Source organism: Acidovorax sp. GW835-FHT14G06 (genome assembly GCF_058793595.1).
In genome coordinates, this window is record NZ_JBXAGA010000007.1 from 67,058 (window position 1) to 80,883 (window position 13,826).

At 66.4% G+C, this 13,826-nt stretch carries 14 protein-coding genes; 5 read left to right on the top strand and 9 right to left on the bottom strand.

Annotated features, from left to right (window positions below; all coding sequences use genetic code 11):
• Positions 1-20: 20 nt before the first annotated feature.
• The 4 genes from AC1Q64_RS13715 to AC1Q64_RS13730 form a co-directional block, all read right to left on the bottom strand.
• A complete protein-coding gene (locus AC1Q64_RS13715) occupies positions 21-776 on the bottom strand; it encodes a 2OG-Fe(II) oxygenase (protein ID WP_492251697.1) in 756 nt (251 codons plus the stop codon).
• Positions 773-1,906, bottom strand: a complete 1,134-nt coding sequence (gene ada, locus AC1Q64_RS13720; protein ID WP_492251903.1) for a bifunctional DNA-binding transcriptional regulator/O6-methylguanine-DNA methyltransferase Ada — start codon at positions 1,904-1,906, stop codon at positions 773-775. Before ada ends, AC1Q64_RS13715 begins: the two co-directional genes overlap by 4 nt.
• A gap of 223 nt (positions 1,907-2,129) precedes the next feature.
• Positions 2,130-4,940: a DEAD/DEAH box helicase gene (locus tag AC1Q64_RS13725; RefSeq protein WP_492251698.1), complete on the bottom strand. Its 2,811-nt coding sequence runs from the start codon at positions 4,938-4,940 to the stop codon at positions 2,130-2,132.
• 38 nt (positions 4,941-4,978) lie between these two features.
• Complete coding sequence (locus tag AC1Q64_RS13730; RefSeq protein WP_492251699.1) at positions 4,979-5,851, bottom strand: helix-turn-helix transcriptional regulator; 873 nt, start codon at positions 5,849-5,851, stop codon at positions 4,979-4,981.
• A gap of 163 nt (positions 5,852-6,014) precedes the next feature.
• Here AC1Q64_RS13730 and AC1Q64_RS13735 point away from each other — a divergent pair, with 163 nt between their 5' ends.
• The 3 genes from AC1Q64_RS13735 (at position 6,015) to AC1Q64_RS13745 (ending at position 9,470) form a co-directional block, all read left to right on the top strand.
• Positions 6,015-6,491 (top strand): DUF3237 domain-containing protein, encoded by a 477-nt coding sequence (locus AC1Q64_RS13735; protein ID WP_492251700.1) that lies wholly within the window; start codon positions 6,015-6,017, stop codon positions 6,489-6,491.
• 70 nt (positions 6,492-6,561) lie between these two features.
• Complete coding sequence (locus AC1Q64_RS13740; protein ID WP_200938932.1) at positions 6,562-7,599, top strand: Bug family tripartite tricarboxylate transporter substrate binding protein; 1,038 nt, start codon at positions 6,562-6,564, stop codon at positions 7,597-7,599.
• Between the two features lie 191 nt (positions 7,600-7,790).
• On the top strand, positions 7,791-9,470 hold the full coding sequence (locus tag AC1Q64_RS13745) for a DUF6351 family protein (protein ID WP_288850318.1): 1,680 nt from the start codon (positions 7,791-7,793) through the stop codon (positions 9,468-9,470).
• A gap of 82 nt (positions 9,471-9,552) precedes the next feature.
• Here AC1Q64_RS13745 and AC1Q64_RS13750 read toward each other — a convergent pair whose 3' ends face one another.
• The 4 genes from AC1Q64_RS13750 to AC1Q64_RS13765 form a co-directional block, all read right to left on the bottom strand.
• Complete coding sequence (locus AC1Q64_RS13750; protein ID WP_492251701.1) at positions 9,553-10,068, bottom strand: hypothetical protein; 516 nt, start codon at positions 10,066-10,068, stop codon at positions 9,553-9,555.
• 101 nt (positions 10,069-10,169) lie between these two features.
• Positions 10,170-10,421 (bottom strand): GlsB/YeaQ/YmgE family stress response membrane protein, encoded by a 252-nt coding sequence (locus AC1Q64_RS13755; protein WP_291434516.1) that lies wholly within the window; start codon positions 10,419-10,421, stop codon positions 10,170-10,172.
• 83 nt (positions 10,422-10,504) lie between these two features.
• Positions 10,505-10,978 carry a nucleotidyl cyclase domain-containing protein gene (locus tag AC1Q64_RS13760; protein WP_492251702.1) on the bottom strand — a complete coding sequence of 158 codons (474 nt, stop codon included), beginning with the start codon at positions 10,976-10,978 and terminating at the stop codon, positions 10,505-10,507.
• Positions 10,979-11,212: a hypothetical protein gene (locus AC1Q64_RS13765; RefSeq protein WP_492251703.1), complete on the bottom strand. Its 234-nt coding sequence runs from the start codon at positions 11,210-11,212 to the stop codon at positions 10,979-10,981.
• A 169-nt stretch (positions 11,213-11,381) separates the two neighbouring features.
• Between AC1Q64_RS13765 and AC1Q64_RS13770 the strand changes: the two genes are divergently transcribed.
• Positions 11,382-11,834, top strand: a complete 453-nt coding sequence (locus AC1Q64_RS13770) for a hypothetical protein (RefSeq protein ID WP_492251704.1) — start codon at positions 11,382-11,384, stop codon at positions 11,832-11,834.
• Positions 11,835-11,873: 39 nt separating this feature from the next.
• Here AC1Q64_RS13770 and AC1Q64_RS13775 read toward each other — a convergent pair whose 3' ends face one another.
• A complete protein-coding gene (locus AC1Q64_RS13775) occupies positions 11,874-12,461 on the bottom strand; it encodes a C40 family peptidase (RefSeq protein WP_291434523.1) in 588 nt (195 codons plus the stop codon).
• Between the two features lie 182 nt (positions 12,462-12,643).
• Between AC1Q64_RS13775 and AC1Q64_RS13780 the strand changes: the two genes are divergently transcribed.
• Complete coding sequence (locus tag AC1Q64_RS13780) at positions 12,644-13,816, top strand: PQQ-dependent sugar dehydrogenase (protein WP_492251705.1); 1,173 nt, start codon at positions 12,644-12,646, stop codon at positions 13,814-13,816.
• The last annotated feature ends 10 nt before the right edge of the window (positions 13,817-13,826 follow it).

Below are 13,826 nucleotides of genomic sequence, written 5' to 3' on the forward strand. Positions count from 1 at the left end.
GACGGCCACCGCGAACGTCGTCACTCTGCGTCATGAAAAATGACGCCCAGCGTGTGCCGCTGCCCGCTGCGCAAGCGGCTCACACCGTGGCGCATCAGCACGCGATACGGCCCGCGCGTGCCCTGCAACGGGCGGTGGTGCACGGCAAAGACCACGGCGTCGCCGCGCGAGAGCGGCACCACCTCGGCCCGCGACTGCATGCGCGGGCGCTGCTCGGTCAGTACGAATTCGCCGCCCGAGAAGTCGCGCCCTGGCTGACACAGCAGGATGGCCACCTGCAGCGGAAACACATGCTCGCCATACAGGTCCTGGTGCAGGCAGTTGTAGTCGCCAGCGGCGTACTGCAGCAGCAGCGGGGTGGGGCGCACCTGGCCTGCGGCGTGGCAGCGGGCAATGAAGTCGGCATGCCGCGCGGGGTAGCGCACGTCGATGCCCATCGCGGTGTTCCACTGGTTGGCGATGGGGGCCAGGTGGGGGTACAGCGCCCCGCGCAGACCTGCCACTAGCGCGGGCAGCGGGTAGCTGAAATACCGGTATTCACCCTGGCCAAAGCCGTGGCGCTGCATCACCACGCGACTGCGAAAGGTGGCCTCACCCGCATGGCCATACAGCCGGGCCAGCGCGGCGCATTCGGTGGCGTCCAGCAGCTGGGGCAGCACTGCGTTGCCTTGCAGGTGCAGGGCCTCGGTGGCGGCATGCCAGTCGATGGCGGCCGCACGCTGGGGCCAAGCCCCATCTGCGGCGGGGGCTGGTGTGGGAGGTGCCACAGCGCTCATGCCACCTTCTCCACCAGCGGCTGGGTGGGCTCCGTAGCGGATTCACGCGTCAACAGCGCTCTTTTGCGCTCCACGCCCCAGCGGTAGCCCGACAGCGCGCCATCGCTTTTCACCACCCGGTGGCAGGGGATGGCCACCGCCAGCGCGTTGGCTGCACAGGCCTGCGCCACGGCGCGCACAGCCTTGGGGCTGCCGATGCGTTGAGCCACCTCGGCGTAGCTGGCCGTCTGCCCTGGGGGAATGGTTTGCAGCACCCGCCACACCCGCTGCTGGAACACCGTGCCACGTACATCCAGCGGCAGGTTCAGCCCCAGGTCCGGGGCCTCGACGAACGCCACCACCTGTGCGACCAGGGCTTCAAACGCAGCGTCGCCCCCGATCAGGTGGGCCTGCGCAAATCGGTCCTGCAACTCATGCAACAGCGCCTCGGGGTCGTCCCCCAGCAAGATTGCACAGAGGCCCCGGTTGCTTTGTGCCACAAGAATCGCGCCCAGCGAACACTGTCCGATGGCGAAACGGATGTCCTGCGCCGCACCCCTTGCGCGGTAGTCGCTGGGCCTCATGCCCAGCACCTGGGCCGACTGTTCGTAGAACCGGCTGCTGGACTGGTAGCCCGCACCGTAGATGGCATCGGTTACCGAGGCCGTCGGCTGGTTGTCGAGCGCGCTGCGCAGCCGTTGGGCACGCTGGTCCACCGCGTAGGCCTTGGGTGTGAGGCCTGTGGCCTGCTTGAAGATGCGGTGCAGGTGTGATGGGCTCAGCCCCACCCGCGCCGCCAGTGCATCGAGCGTGGGGGCTTCACCGGGCGATGCGCTTTCGATGATGCGGCAGGCCTCTGTGACCAGTGCCGCATGGTGCGACAGCGCGCTGGTCTGGCGCGGCTTACAGCGCTGGCAGGGGCGAAACCCGGCGCGCTCGGCGTCGTCGCAACTGCCATGGAATCGCACGTTCTCCGGCCGTGGCGTGCGCGACGCGCAACTGGGGCGGCAGTACACGCCCGTGGTCTGCACGGAATACCAGAAGGTTCCATCCGCCGCCGCGCTGCGTGCCACCACTGCGGCCCAGCGTGGGTCGGCCTGGGTGCTGGTGGCCTGCGTGGCCTTGGCAGAGGTGGGGTGGCGGGTCGGCATGGTGGCGCTGTGGGGAAGGGCGTTCACATTCATCATGGTGCATGGCTCACAAGGTGGGTTGCGATGCCATGCACTCTAGGGATGGGGGGCGTGGGGCGCACTCCGAAGCTTGCTTTTGAATTCTGCGCTTTTTAGGCGCACGCCATTTTCCAACTATTCGCTCATTTATTGATAGCTGTCAGCGCATGATTCACATGCGCTATAGGCCAGAAAGGCTCAAAAACTAAAGCTCGGGAGGCTGCAGCGGCCGGGGCCGCCGTTTGCCTGTGCCGCCCCAGCGCAGCGCATCTTCGCCCGGTATGCCCAGCGGGTTGTTGGCAGGCTCGGTGAGTGGCGCCAGCAGCGCGTGCAGGTCGGCCTCACTGAACTTGACCGCTCCCTCGGCGTCATGGCCCAACACGCCTTGGGACAAGGCCGCTTTGCGGGCCTGCAGCTCCAGCATGCGCTCTTCGATGCTGCCTTCGACCACCAGCTTGTAGACAAACACGGGCTGGTCCTGCCCGATGCGGTGGGCGCGCGCGGTGGCCTGTTCTTCCACGGCAGGGTTCCACCAGGGGTCCAGGTGGATCACGGTGTCGGCGGCCGTGAGGTTCAGGCCCAGGCCCCCGGCCTTGAGGCTGACCAGCAGGATGGGGGCGCTGGTCTCGTCCTGCGACTGGAACTGCCGCACCACCGCGCCACGCTGGCGGGGTGGCGTCTGGCCGGTGAGTGTGAGGTAGGGCAGGGCCAGGGTGTCGAGCAGCTCGGCTGCCAGGCCCAGCATTTCGGTGAACTGCGAGAACACCAGCACGCGGCGGCCTTCATCAACCAGGGCGGGTAGCAGGTCGGCCAGCAGTTCGAGCTTGGCGCGCTCCATGGCGTGGGCTGTCTTCGTCGTCCCCTTCACCAATCGCGGGTCGCAGCAAACCTGGCGCAGCTTGAGCAGTGCATCCAGGATGGCGATTTGCGAGCCTTCAAAACCCTGCCGCTCCAGTGCGCGGCGCACCTGTTTGTCGGCGGTGGTGCGCACGGCCTCGTACAGCTCACGCTGTTTGCCTTGCAATTGCACGCGCAGGATGGTTTCGGTGCGCGGCGGCAGTTCGGTGGCCACGTCCTGCTTGCGGCGGCGCAGGATGAAGGGGCGCACACGCTGCGACAGCAGCTGGGCGCGCAGGGTTTCGCCGTTTTCCTCGATGGGCTTGCGCCAGCGGGCGTTGAAGCTGCGCACATCGCCCAGAAAGCCGGGCATCAAAAAGTCGAACTGCGCCCACAGCTCGCCCAGGTGGTTTTCCAGCGGCGTGCCGGTCAGGCACAGCAGGTGCGGCGCCTGCAGCTTGCGCAGGGCGCGGGCGCTGCGGCTGCCGGCGTTTTTCACCATCTGGGCTTCGTCCAGGATGAGCAGGTGGAAGGGCTCGGCGGCCAGCGCCTCCACATCGCGCCAGAGCAGTGGGTAGGTGGTCAGTACCAGGTCGTGGTCAGCGATGTGCAGGTAACGTTTGCCACGGTCGGCGCCATGCAGGGCCAGCACGCGCAGGCTGGGCGCCATGCGCGCGGCCTCGGCCTGCCAGTTGAAGAGGAGCGAGGTGGGTAGCACCACCAGCGCCGGGCGCTTCAGCCGCCCGGCCTCCTTTTCGGTCAGCACATGGGCCAGCGCCTGTGCGGTTTTGCCCAGGCCCATGTCGTCGGCCAGGATGCCGCCCAGGCCCTGGGCGCGCAGGTACTGCAGCCAGGCCAGGCCTTCAAGCTGGTAGGGGCGCAGCTGCACCTGCAGGCCCTGCGGTGCGGCCACCGGCTGGGGCGCACCGATAGAGCGCAGGCGCTTGGCGAGCTGCGCCAGGCCCGCGTCGCCCTGCAACTGCCAGTCGTTGTTCCAGCCGTTCACCGTGCCCACGCGGTGCACCTGCACGAGTCCTGCGCGCAGGGCCTCGATGCGGCGGGCCTCCCAGGCGCCCAGGCGCAGCGGGTCGCCGTCTTTCAGCTGTTTGCGGGTGGGGTCGGTCAGCAAGTCCACCATGGCGCCCACGATGGCCTTGAGTGGCCCGGCAGGCGCCTCGATGCGCTTGCCGCCGGGCGCGCGCAGCGAAATGATGGCGATGTCATCGATGGCGGCCATCTGCCGCGCGTTGAGCCAGCGGGCGTCGCGGCGCAGCAGGTCGGCCAGCATGGGGGCCAGATCCAGCGTTTCACCGTCGATCTCGATGCCCAGGCTGAGCAGCCAGGCGCCCTCGCGCTCGGGCAGCATGAGCTTTTGCACGGGGCGCTGGCGTGTGCCCAGCGGGCCATCGACTTCCTTGGCCAGCAGCTCGCCAGTGTCGGGGGCGATGACCAGCTTCCAGCGCGACACGGGCACGCTTTCGTGCGCAAAGCCGGGGTGCACCACCACGCTCCAGCCCTCGGTGCGCAACCGGGGAACCACGTCGGCCCAGAAGTCGCCAAAGTGCGCCTCCTGCGCCAGCGTCCACACAGGGCCCAGCGTGGTGGCGGCTGCGCGGTGGCGCCACTGCAGGCTTTTGGGGTCTACAGGGGTCAGGCCCAGGTCCCACACGCGGTCCATGGCGTCGGCTTCAGCCGCCAGGTTGCGCTGCATGCGCACCACCGGGCCACCGGTGTCGAAGAGGTCTTGCACCGGGGCCGGGCGCGCGTTGAGGATGGAGGTGGGGGCCGGCGTCTGCCAGGTGGCGCCATCGTCGGTGCGGTAGGTCCAGTCAATCTGCACCAGCGTCACGCTGTCACCACGCGGGCCCAGTTTGCCCTGGGGCGCCATGCCCAGCAGACCATCGCCCCGACCCAGCGTCATGAGGGTGATGCGCGGGCGAAAGTGGCCGGGGACGACGCCATCGGGTGTGTTGGGCGCCGGGCTGTGGCCCGGCGGGTGGCTGCCATCGCCCCGCAGCTGGGCCATGACCTGCGCGGCCTCGGCGTCGGTCAGCGGGGGCAGCTGCTGCAGGGCGGCGCTGTCAGCACGGTTGCGCAGGGCCTGGGCCCATTGCGCAACCACATGGGCACGGCCTGCGGGGGGCGTGGGTGGAACGGGTGACTGCGGCAGGCTGGGCATGGGCTGGCATTGTGCCCATGCGTGGCGTACCCTTTCGTCTAAACGCTGCGTTGGGTGCCCAGCGCCAGTGCAAACAGCTCGTTGCGAAAGTGGATGCCCAGGCGGCTGAATGCGCGGTTGCGGTAGGTTTTGACGGTGGGAAGGCTCAGGCCCAGGTCGCAGGCAATGCCCTCCTGCGTCATGCCTTGCAGCAGGCGGGCGCACACGTCCAGCTCGCGCTCGGTCAGCCCCGCGTGGGCGCGCAGCAGGCGTTCGCGCAGCGCGGGCAGGCTGTGGGACAGCGCGGGGGCCGTGGCCTGTGTCGGGGGCTGCAGTGCGGGTTGCAACACCCCGGGGCGCTGGGCCAGGGCGATGTGCTTGCGGGTCAGCGCCAGCAGCACCGGGGCCATGCCCTCAAAGTCGCTGATCTGCCGGTCCTGGAACGGCTTTTGGTGCTGGTGGCGGTAGAAGTTGACGGCAAAGACCGAGCCATCGCTCTCGTGTTCGACCACCGACACCCGCTCGGCCACGCCATGGGCCTCGTACACGCGGGCGCGGTGTTCTGCGTCCACCTCGGGCGCCGTCAGGTGGCACAACTGGGTGGGCGCTTCGGCCGGGGCGGCTTCGTCCAGCGAGCGGCCCCAGGTGCGGTCGGTGCGGTAGGGGCCTGACAGGTAGGCCCACCAGCAGTCCTGCGTGGTGTCGGGAATGCCGTAACTGGCCGACATGAACAAGGTGGGTTTGCAATGGCGCCCGGTGCGGTACACCGACCACGACGCTGCGGGCAGCACGGGTGCCAGCTCCTGCAGCATGCCGCAGGCAAACCCGTCGTCACCCAACTGGTGAACCATGGCGCCCAGGGCTGAGCCCGTGAGGTTGGGCGTGGGCGCAATGCTGCTGCCCGAGGTGCTTGCAGGGAGCCAGTGCCTCATGGGTTGCGCGGGGTATGCCGGGTGGGCTTTGTCATTGCTGTCATCTTCAGGGATGACAGGGGTCAAGCGCCACGGGATTTACGCTAGGTGCAACCCCCGCAAGCAGGCTGGGTGCACGCCGCCCCTGGCCGCTTGCCTGCCAGACACCCGAAAGATGGAGCCCATGACCGAACCCTTGCCCTTTGTGGAACCCCGTTTGCGATTTTTTGCCGACCTGCGCGTGGAGGTGGGCGTGCCCCAGGAGGTGGGCCGCACCGTGCACGGCCTGCGTCGGCTCATCCCCATCCTGGGCGGTCAGGCGCAGGGCGATGGCTGGCAGGCCCGGGTGATGCCCGGCGGGGCGGACTTTCAGCTCATCGTGAGCGACACCCTGGCCGAGCTGGACGCGCGCTACACGCTGGAGGCGGATGGCGGCGACTTGATCTATGTGCAAAACCGCGCCGTGCGGTCCGGCCCGCCCGAGCTGATGGCGCGCCTGGTGCGTGGCGAGGTGGTGGACCCGGCGCAGATCTACTTTCGCTGCAGCCCCCAGTTCGAGACAGCGTCTCCCGCGTTGCGATGGATCGGGGAGCGCATGTTCACGGGCACCGGTGCGCGGTTCCCTGATGCAGTAGCCATGCGGTTCTGGGAGCTGATGTAGCCGCACAGCAGTCCCGCATTTCACTTTTTTGATGACCGACAGCACACAACAACACCCTGGAGACCTTGTCATGACCTCTTTTTCCACGCTCACCCGCACCCTGTCCCGCAACTTCTCTCGTCGGCATGCCCTGCGCAGCGTCTGCCTGGCAGCCACGGTGGTGGCGGGCCTGGCCCCCGCCACTGGTGCCCTGGCGCAGACGGCCAGTTACCCCAACAAGCCGGTGCGCATCATCGTGGGCTTTCCGGCAGGCACCGGGCCGGACATCGTGGCGCGGCTACTGGCGCAGAAGTTATCGGAAGGCTGGGGCAACCTGGGCGTGATCGTGGACAACAAGCCCGGCGCCGGGGGGCTGATCGCTGCGACCGAGGCCGCACGCGCCACCCCTGATGGCTACACGCTGATGCTGGGCGAAACCGGACAGCTCAGCATTGCGCCCAGCAGCTACAACAAGCTGCCCTACGACCCGCAAAAGGACTTCGCGCCCGTGAGCCAGGTGGTCACCGCCGACTTCGCGTTGCTCGTCAACCCACAAAAGGTGCCGTCGCGCAATGTGAAGGACTTTGTGGCCTGGACCCAGCAGCAAAAGGGTCTGTTCCTGGCCACCTTTGGCGCGGGTACCCCGGGGCACTTTGGCGCCTTCATGTTTGGCGAGGCCGTGAAGCTCAAGCCCGAACCGGTGCACTACAAGAACACCACCGACGCGCTGGGTGGCCTGTTCAGCGGTGATGTACAAGGCGTGTTTGCCAGCGTGGGCCTGGCTGCGCCCAACGTGAAGGCCGGCAAGCTGGTGGCGCTGGGCACCACAGGCGGCACCCGGTCCAACGCACTGCCCGATGTGCCCACCATCAAGGAGCAGGGCTACCCCAGCCTGGAGTTCAACTCGTGGTTTGGCATCGTGGCCCCGGCCAAGACGCCCCCCGAGATCGTCGCCAAGCTGAGCGCTGACATCATCAAGGCCGTGCAGTCGCCCGAGGGCAAGGCCAAGATGGAAGAGGCTGGTTTCCGCGTGACGGGCACCAACCGCGAGGAGTTCGCACGCATCATCGCGGCCGACACGGTGACCTGGGGCAAGGCCGTGGCCGCCACGGGATTCAAGGCCGACTGAGTCGGCACTGCCCAGTGATTGCCGGGCGCTACGCATTCCGCTCGCAGGGCGGCGCCAGGCGATAGGGGCAACGCCCTTCGATTTCCCAAAAAAATCAGCGCACCTCCCTCAGCGACGCCCTGACGGCCGTCGCCGGGCGTTCCTGCGCCAATGGTTCAACCCCACAAGACCGATCAACCGAGGAGACCACCATGCCATCCCTTTCGCTGGATACCCCCATCGCGCAACGCGTCGCGCTGCCCGCCGCCGTGCTGCTGCCGTTATTGCTCAGTGCGTGCGGCGGCGGCAACGCTGTACTGGTGACCGAGAGCGCCAACCCGGCCGCCGCTTGCGCCGCATTGAGCACCAACGCGCAGCTCAGCAACACCAACTTGTCCACCAGCTATGTCCCACCGGGCACGCGCCGCCCCGGTGGCGCTGCCACGGGCGACTTTTTGCCCGGGCACTGTGTGGTCACGGGGGCCATCAACCCGCGTGTGGGTGTGGATGGCAAGAACTATGCGATCGGCTTTCAGTTGAGCCTGCCCGACCGCTGGAACGGACGCTTTCTGTTCATCGGCGGGGGCGGCAACGACGGCATCCTGCGCGACACCTCGCTCAGCTCCAGCATTTCGGGCGGCACGCCATCGCCGCTGGGGCAGGGCTTTGCGGTGGTGTCCACCGATGCGGGCCATACCGGCACCAGCGCCAGCTTTGGCGCCGACCCGCAGGCGCGCACCGACCATGCCTACAACTCTTACGACAAGACGGCCGTGGCCTCCAAGTCGCTCATCAACACGCGCTACGGCCGCAAGCCGGACTACTCCTACTTCTCAGGCTGCTCCGGCGGCGGGCGCCAGGGCATGATGTTCTCGCAGCGGTTCCCGGACTACTTTGACGGCATCACCGCCGGAGCGCCCGCCATGCGCGTGTCCAGCGGTGCCACGGTGGCCGCCATGTGGAACACCATCCAGTTCAACGCCATTGCGCCCCAAGACGCCAGTGGCAACCGCATCCTCTCCAAGGCCTTCAGTAACAGCGACCTCAAACTGGTGGCCACTGCAGTCAATGCCACCTGCGACGCCGCCGACGGCGTGGTGGACGGCCTGGCCCAGAACGTCAACGCCTGCAAGGCGTTTGACCCCGCCGTGCTGCAATGCGCGGGCGGCAAGACCGACAGTTGCCTGTCGTCCGCCCAGGTGGGTGCGCTCAAGAGCGTGTTCGCCGGGCCCCGCAACTCGGCGGGCAAGGCGCTGTATACGGGCCAGCCTTGGGATGCCGGACTGGCGGCTCCCGGCTGGCGGTCCTGGACGCTGGGTAACTCGACCACGGCCACACCCGACGCACGCTACATCACGCTGATGGTGGATGCCCTGGTCAACGAGTTCTTCACACCGCCGGATCTCTCGTTCAACCCGCTGGCCTTCAACTTTGATACCGACCCCGCACGCATGGCTGCGTACTCTGCCGTCTACGACACCTATGCCGACGACAAACTGGCGGCCTACAAGCAGCGCGGCGGCAAGCTGCTGTTCATCCACGGCATGTCTGACCCGATCTTCTCGGCGTTTGACACGGTGGACTACTACGAACGTCTGGCCGCTAACAACGGCGGCATGGCGGCTACGCAGAACTTTGCGCGGACCTTCCTGGTGCCGGGCATGAACCACTGCTCGGGCGGTCCGGCCACCGACAACTTCGACTCGATCCAGACCATGGTGGATTGGGTAGAGAAGGGCATTGCCCCACAAAGCATCGCGGCCAAGGCGCTGCCCACCAACGCAGACTTTCCCAACCGCACGCGTCCGCTGTGCCCCTACCCGCAGTTTGCCAAGTACAAGGGCTCGGGCAGTGTGGAGGATGCCAGCAGCTTTGTCTGCTCGGCCAGTTGATGCAACGTCAGTGTGAGTCCGTAACGATGCACAAAGGGCCCTCTCGGGCCCTTTGTGCTTTTTGCCGCCGGTTCATTGGGGGTCAGCGCTTGGCCGCTGAAGAGGCCACCGGCGGCGGTAGTCGCAACTGTGCCTGTTGCACCACGCGGATGCAGTCGCGCAGGTGCTGCTCGCCCAGGTAACGTAAGGTGGCGTAGCCAATGGTGGCTGCGATGGCCTGGCCTGCCAGGGGCACGTACTTGGCTGCCTGTTTGGTGCTCAGTCGCAGCCCCACCGTCTGGGTGGCACGGATGACCAGCTCGCGGGTGATCAGCTTGCCGATGAGCACGGACCCCACCAGGCCCACGGCCTTTTGCACCTGCTCCCGCTTTTTCGGGTCCATCTGGTCGATCTGCTCTGCCGACAGGCCGAATTCGGTATTGATCTGAGGGATCAGGCGGGAGAGCAGGGCGGCATCGACCGCCCAGTCAAGCCCCGGCACCGGCACCAAGCTGGCCGCCGCCGCCACCATGGCGCGGCGGTGTAGAAGCTTGCGTGCGCGGCGTACAACCGCGGCCAGTTCAGGGTCTCCAGCGGCCATTTGCAATGAGGTGGGCATGGGTGACAAGGTGATGGAGGTTGAATGGGTGGTGAAAGTGGGTGATCCAGTGTGTGATTCAGGGATCGGGTGGCGGCCGGTTCTGGGGGCGCTACTGCCGCTCAGGATTTGCTTTTGACCAGGCTATAGACCACCAGCAGTGCGGCAGCCCCCAGCACAGAGGCAATCCAGCCAGCGCTGTCACCCTGGGCATACCAGCCCATCGCCATGCCCACATAGCTGGCCAGGAACGAGCCTGCAATACCGAGCAGCGCGGTCATGATCCAGCCCAGTTTGTCGTCCCCGGGTTTGATGGCACGGGCAATCAACCCCACCACCAAACCAATCAGTAGCATCCCAAGCAGTGACAGCATGTTTTTCCCCTTGATAGTTGGTTCAGACGATAGAGTCACTTTACAGATGAGGTAGTCAAATCGCTGTCGGACAATGCCCCCTGTCAGCGTCCCCCAGGTGTGGTGCCGCTCAAAGCCCTGGAGCCCCATGGATGCAACGGGCGCTCGAAAAGGCATCGCTCAAAGCGGTGCGCATGCAGTTCCATGCCCGATATCTGGTGGTCGGTGCGGGCACAGACATAGCGGCCCGCAGGCAGGCTGGTGCAGGCGGCCTCTGTGAGCAGGATCTCGTTGGCCGTGGCAATGTCTTCGCCCAGCTTGCATGCGCAGTTCATCTCCGGGCCAAACAGGTCTTCGCGTGCAATGACCAGGGTGGGGCCAAAGCCTATGCCTGCGCTCACGTTCAGTGCCCGCTCGGGCGGCAACACGGTGTTCATGGCACTCAGGGCGCGCAGGGTGTCCAGCGCGGCCTCCAGGGCCTGCTCGGGTGTCGCGAATACCGCAAACAGGTTGTCCGCCTCCTGCTTGATGACCTCACCGCCATTGCCCTCGATGGCGGGGCGCGCTGCCTGCTCCATCTAGTGGATCATCGCCAGAAAGTGAATGATGCCGTGGCGCTGGGTGATGCGGGAGAAGCCGCACATGTCCAGCACCAGGATGGCAACACTGCGCACAAATGCCTGCTCAATGGCTGCGTCAATCGCTCCGGTGTCGCTGGTGGGGGTCTGGTTGCGCTCTGACAGCAGGCGCTTGAGATAGCCTTTGTCGTGCGCTGTCTCGGTGTCGGGTGGCAGTGCGGGGGTGTGGTGCATGGCAGCGCCCTGTGGGTGGTGTCCGACATGGTAGCGCGGCCCGTGCTGGCGCTGATCAGGTCCAGCCCAAGGCTACAGTGGGCTGTCCCAAGGGCTGGCCGGGTGTGCGCAAGACTTCTCGCATCGCCCCCGCTGCCTGCCCCACTACAGACAGAAAGGTGTACCCACCATGTTCACTACGTCATCCGCCCCCTTGTTTTCGCTCTCCGCTGCGCCAACTCCTGTGGCGAAGAGCCCCGCGTGGAAGCGCTTCCTGGCGCGCCCTGCAGCCATTCTGGTTGCTGCACTGGCCTTGGGCGGCGCACTGTCATGGCCCACCGCCGCCCAGGCGCAAAGCGACGAGGCATCCCTGGCGCGCGGTGCCGTGCCTGACACCACGCCGCAGCAGCGCTACCAGTCGGCCATTCGAGAAGCGGGGGGCGGGCTCAAGGTGAGCCTGGAAGAGTGCCGAACCATGCCGACAGTGCAGCGCAAGGGCTGCGAGTCCGAGGCCCGGGCGCGTTACCAGGCCGATATGTCGGCTGCCAAGGCGCTGTTGCGGGGCGATCCATCTGCGGGACCGGTCAACATCAGCGGCGGCCCGGTTCGCAGCACCGAGACGGTGTATGTGATCAAGCCCTGATGCACACATGAGGGCGCAGCGCCCTCAGTGGTCACGCGCTTATTTTTGCGTCTGGGGTGCCTGGGCGCTGTCGACGCCCTCGCCGGGCGTCACGCGGCGTGCGCCGTTGAAGCGGCGGGCCCAGTAGGCCATTCCCATGTCTTCAACCCGGATCTCCGAGCCGCTGCGGGGCGAGTGGATGAACTTGCCATCCCCCACGTAGATGCCCACGTGGCTGAAGTTGCGGCGCATGGTGTTGAAGAACACCAGGTCGCCGGGTTGCAGTTCTTTCTTGTCGATGATCTGGGTGGCTGCAGCCTGCTGATCGGCACGGCGTGGCAGAAGAAGGCCCACAGTCTGCTCATAGATAGCGCGCACAAAGCCGCTGCAGTCAAAGCCGGTCTCGGCGCTGTTGCCGCCGCGCTTGTAGGGCACGCCCAAAAAACCCATGGCGTTGACCACCAGATCCCCCGCGCGGCCTGCCACGGTCTGGGCCTTGTCAGCCACCTTGTGGCTCACGTCTTCGAGTCGGGTGAAAAGCCCTTTGTCCGCGAGCAAGCGGTCCATATCGTCAGAATTGGTGCCCTGGGGCGCAGCATGCGCAGCGGTGGCGCAGGCAAGGATGAGAATGCATAACCATCTGGACATGGGGACGAAGGGTAACACGGTACGGTTGTTTATCAAAAATAAGCGTTTTTGCAAGCTGTTGATTTGATTCAGATAAATGGATTAGCCTTGGTTTTTCAGATTGCAGGACGCGCGCCAGACCGGCTTTGCACCGCCCAGGTGCTGCCGGTGGCCGGGACACAGGCCATGAGGAGCTTGAGAGCATGGGTTGGAAATCAAATCCGCGGGTGGCGCTAGTGAATAAAGTACGGGCTGCTATATTTTTGATAGTGACTGGGGCGCATGCAGGCAGCCAGGCTCAAAACGCACCGATTCCCGCAGCAGCGGTGTCGCTGGCACCCGTGGCCAGCGGCCTCGCCCATCCGTGGGCGGTGGCCTTTTTGCCAGGCGGGCAGTTTTTGGTGACGGAGCGACCCGGCCGCCTGCGCGTGGTCAGCGCGACCGGGCAGGTGGGCCCTGCGTTGGCTGGCGTGCCGCCGGTGGCGGCGGGCGGGCAGGGTGGCCTGCTGGACGTGGTGACCGACAGCGACTTTGCACGCAACCGCCGCATCTACTTTTGCTTTGCAGAGCCTGCAGCGGGTGGCTCGGCAGGCAACAGCACAGCGGTGGCGCGTGCCAGCTTGTCGGCCGACGCTAGCCGCCTGCAAGAGGTGCGGGTCATCTTCAGCCAGCGCCCCAAGGTAGAGAGCGCACTGCATTTTGGCTGCCGCATTGCGCAGGCGGGAGATGGCAACCTGTTTGTGGCGCTGGGCGAGCGCTACCAGCGCAAGGACGACGCCCAAAAACTCGACAACCACCATGGCAAGGTCATTCGCATCACCCCAGACGGTGCCGTGCCGCCCGACAACCCGTATGCCAAGCAACCCGGCGCCTTGCCCGAGATTTGGAGCTACGGCCACCGCAACCCCCAGGGCGCCACAATAGGCCCCGACGGCAAGCTGTGGATGCACGAACATGGCCCGCAGGGCGGCGACGAGATCAATTTGCCCCAGCCCGGGCGCAACTACGGCTGGCCTGTGATCACCTACGGCGAGAACTACGGCGGCGGAAAGATGGGCGAGGGCACAACCCGCGCGGGCATGGAACAGCCGCTGCACCAGTGGACGCCGTCCATCGCCCCCTCGGGCATGGCATTTCTGACCAGCACGCGCTACGGCGCGGCGTGGCAGGGCAGCTTGTTCGTCGGGTCACTCAAGTTTGGCACGCTGCATCGGTTGGAAGTGGCCAGCGGCAAGGTGCAAAAAGAGGAACGGCTGTTGCAAGGCAATGGCGAGCGCATTCGCGATGTGCGCCAGGGGCCAGACGGCTTGCTGTACCTGTTGACCGACAGCCCACAGGGGCGCTTGCTGCGGCTGCAGCCCGCTGTGGCCCCGTGACTGGTTTTGC

Coding starts and splice junctions, on each gene's coding strand:
- AC1Q64_RS13755 (WP_291434516.1), bottom strand. CDS start 10,421: ATGCTGTCACTGCTTGGGATGCTACTGATTGGTTTGGTGGTGGGGTTG.
- ada (WP_492251903.1), bottom strand. CDS start 1,906: ATGCCGACCCGCCACCCCACCTCTGCCAAGGCCACGCAGGCCACCAGC.
- AC1Q64_RS13780 (WP_492251705.1), top strand. CDS start 12,644: ATGGGTTGGAAATCAAATCCGCGGGTGGCGCTAGTGAATAAAGTACGG.
- AC1Q64_RS13745 (WP_288850318.1), top strand. CDS start 7,791: ATGCCATCCCTTTCGCTGGATACCCCCATCGCGCAACGCGTCGCGCTG.
- AC1Q64_RS13735 (WP_492251700.1), top strand. CDS start 6,015: ATGACCGAACCCTTGCCCTTTGTGGAACCCCGTTTGCGATTTTTTGCC.
- AC1Q64_RS13760 (WP_492251702.1), bottom strand. CDS start 10,978: ATGGAGCAGGCAGCGCGCCCCGCCATCGAGGGCAATGGCGGTGAGGTC.
- AC1Q64_RS13730 (WP_492251699.1), bottom strand. CDS start 5,851: ATGAGGCACTGGCTCCCTGCAAGCACCTCGGGCAGCAGCATTGCGCCC.
- AC1Q64_RS13725 (WP_492251698.1), bottom strand. CDS start 4,940: ATGCCCAGCCTGCCGCAGTCACCCGTTCCACCCACGCCCCCCGCAGGC.
- AC1Q64_RS13740 (WP_200938932.1), top strand. CDS start 6,562: ATGACCTCTTTTTCCACGCTCACCCGCACCCTGTCCCGCAACTTCTCT.
- AC1Q64_RS13770 (WP_492251704.1), top strand. CDS start 11,382: ATGTTCACTACGTCATCCGCCCCCTTGTTTTCGCTCTCCGCTGCGCCA.
- AC1Q64_RS13775 (WP_291434523.1), bottom strand. CDS start 12,461: ATGTCCAGATGGTTATGCATTCTCATCCTTGCCTGCGCCACCGCTGCG.
- AC1Q64_RS13750 (WP_492251701.1), bottom strand. CDS start 10,068: ATGCCCACCTCATTGCAAATGGCCGCTGGAGACCCTGAACTGGCCGCG.
- AC1Q64_RS13715 (WP_492251697.1), bottom strand. CDS start 776: ATGAGCGCTGTGGCACCTCCCACACCAGCCCCCGCCGCAGATGGGGCT.
- AC1Q64_RS13765 (WP_492251703.1), bottom strand. CDS start 11,212: ATGCACCACACCCCCGCACTGCCACCCGACACCGAGACAGCGCACGAC.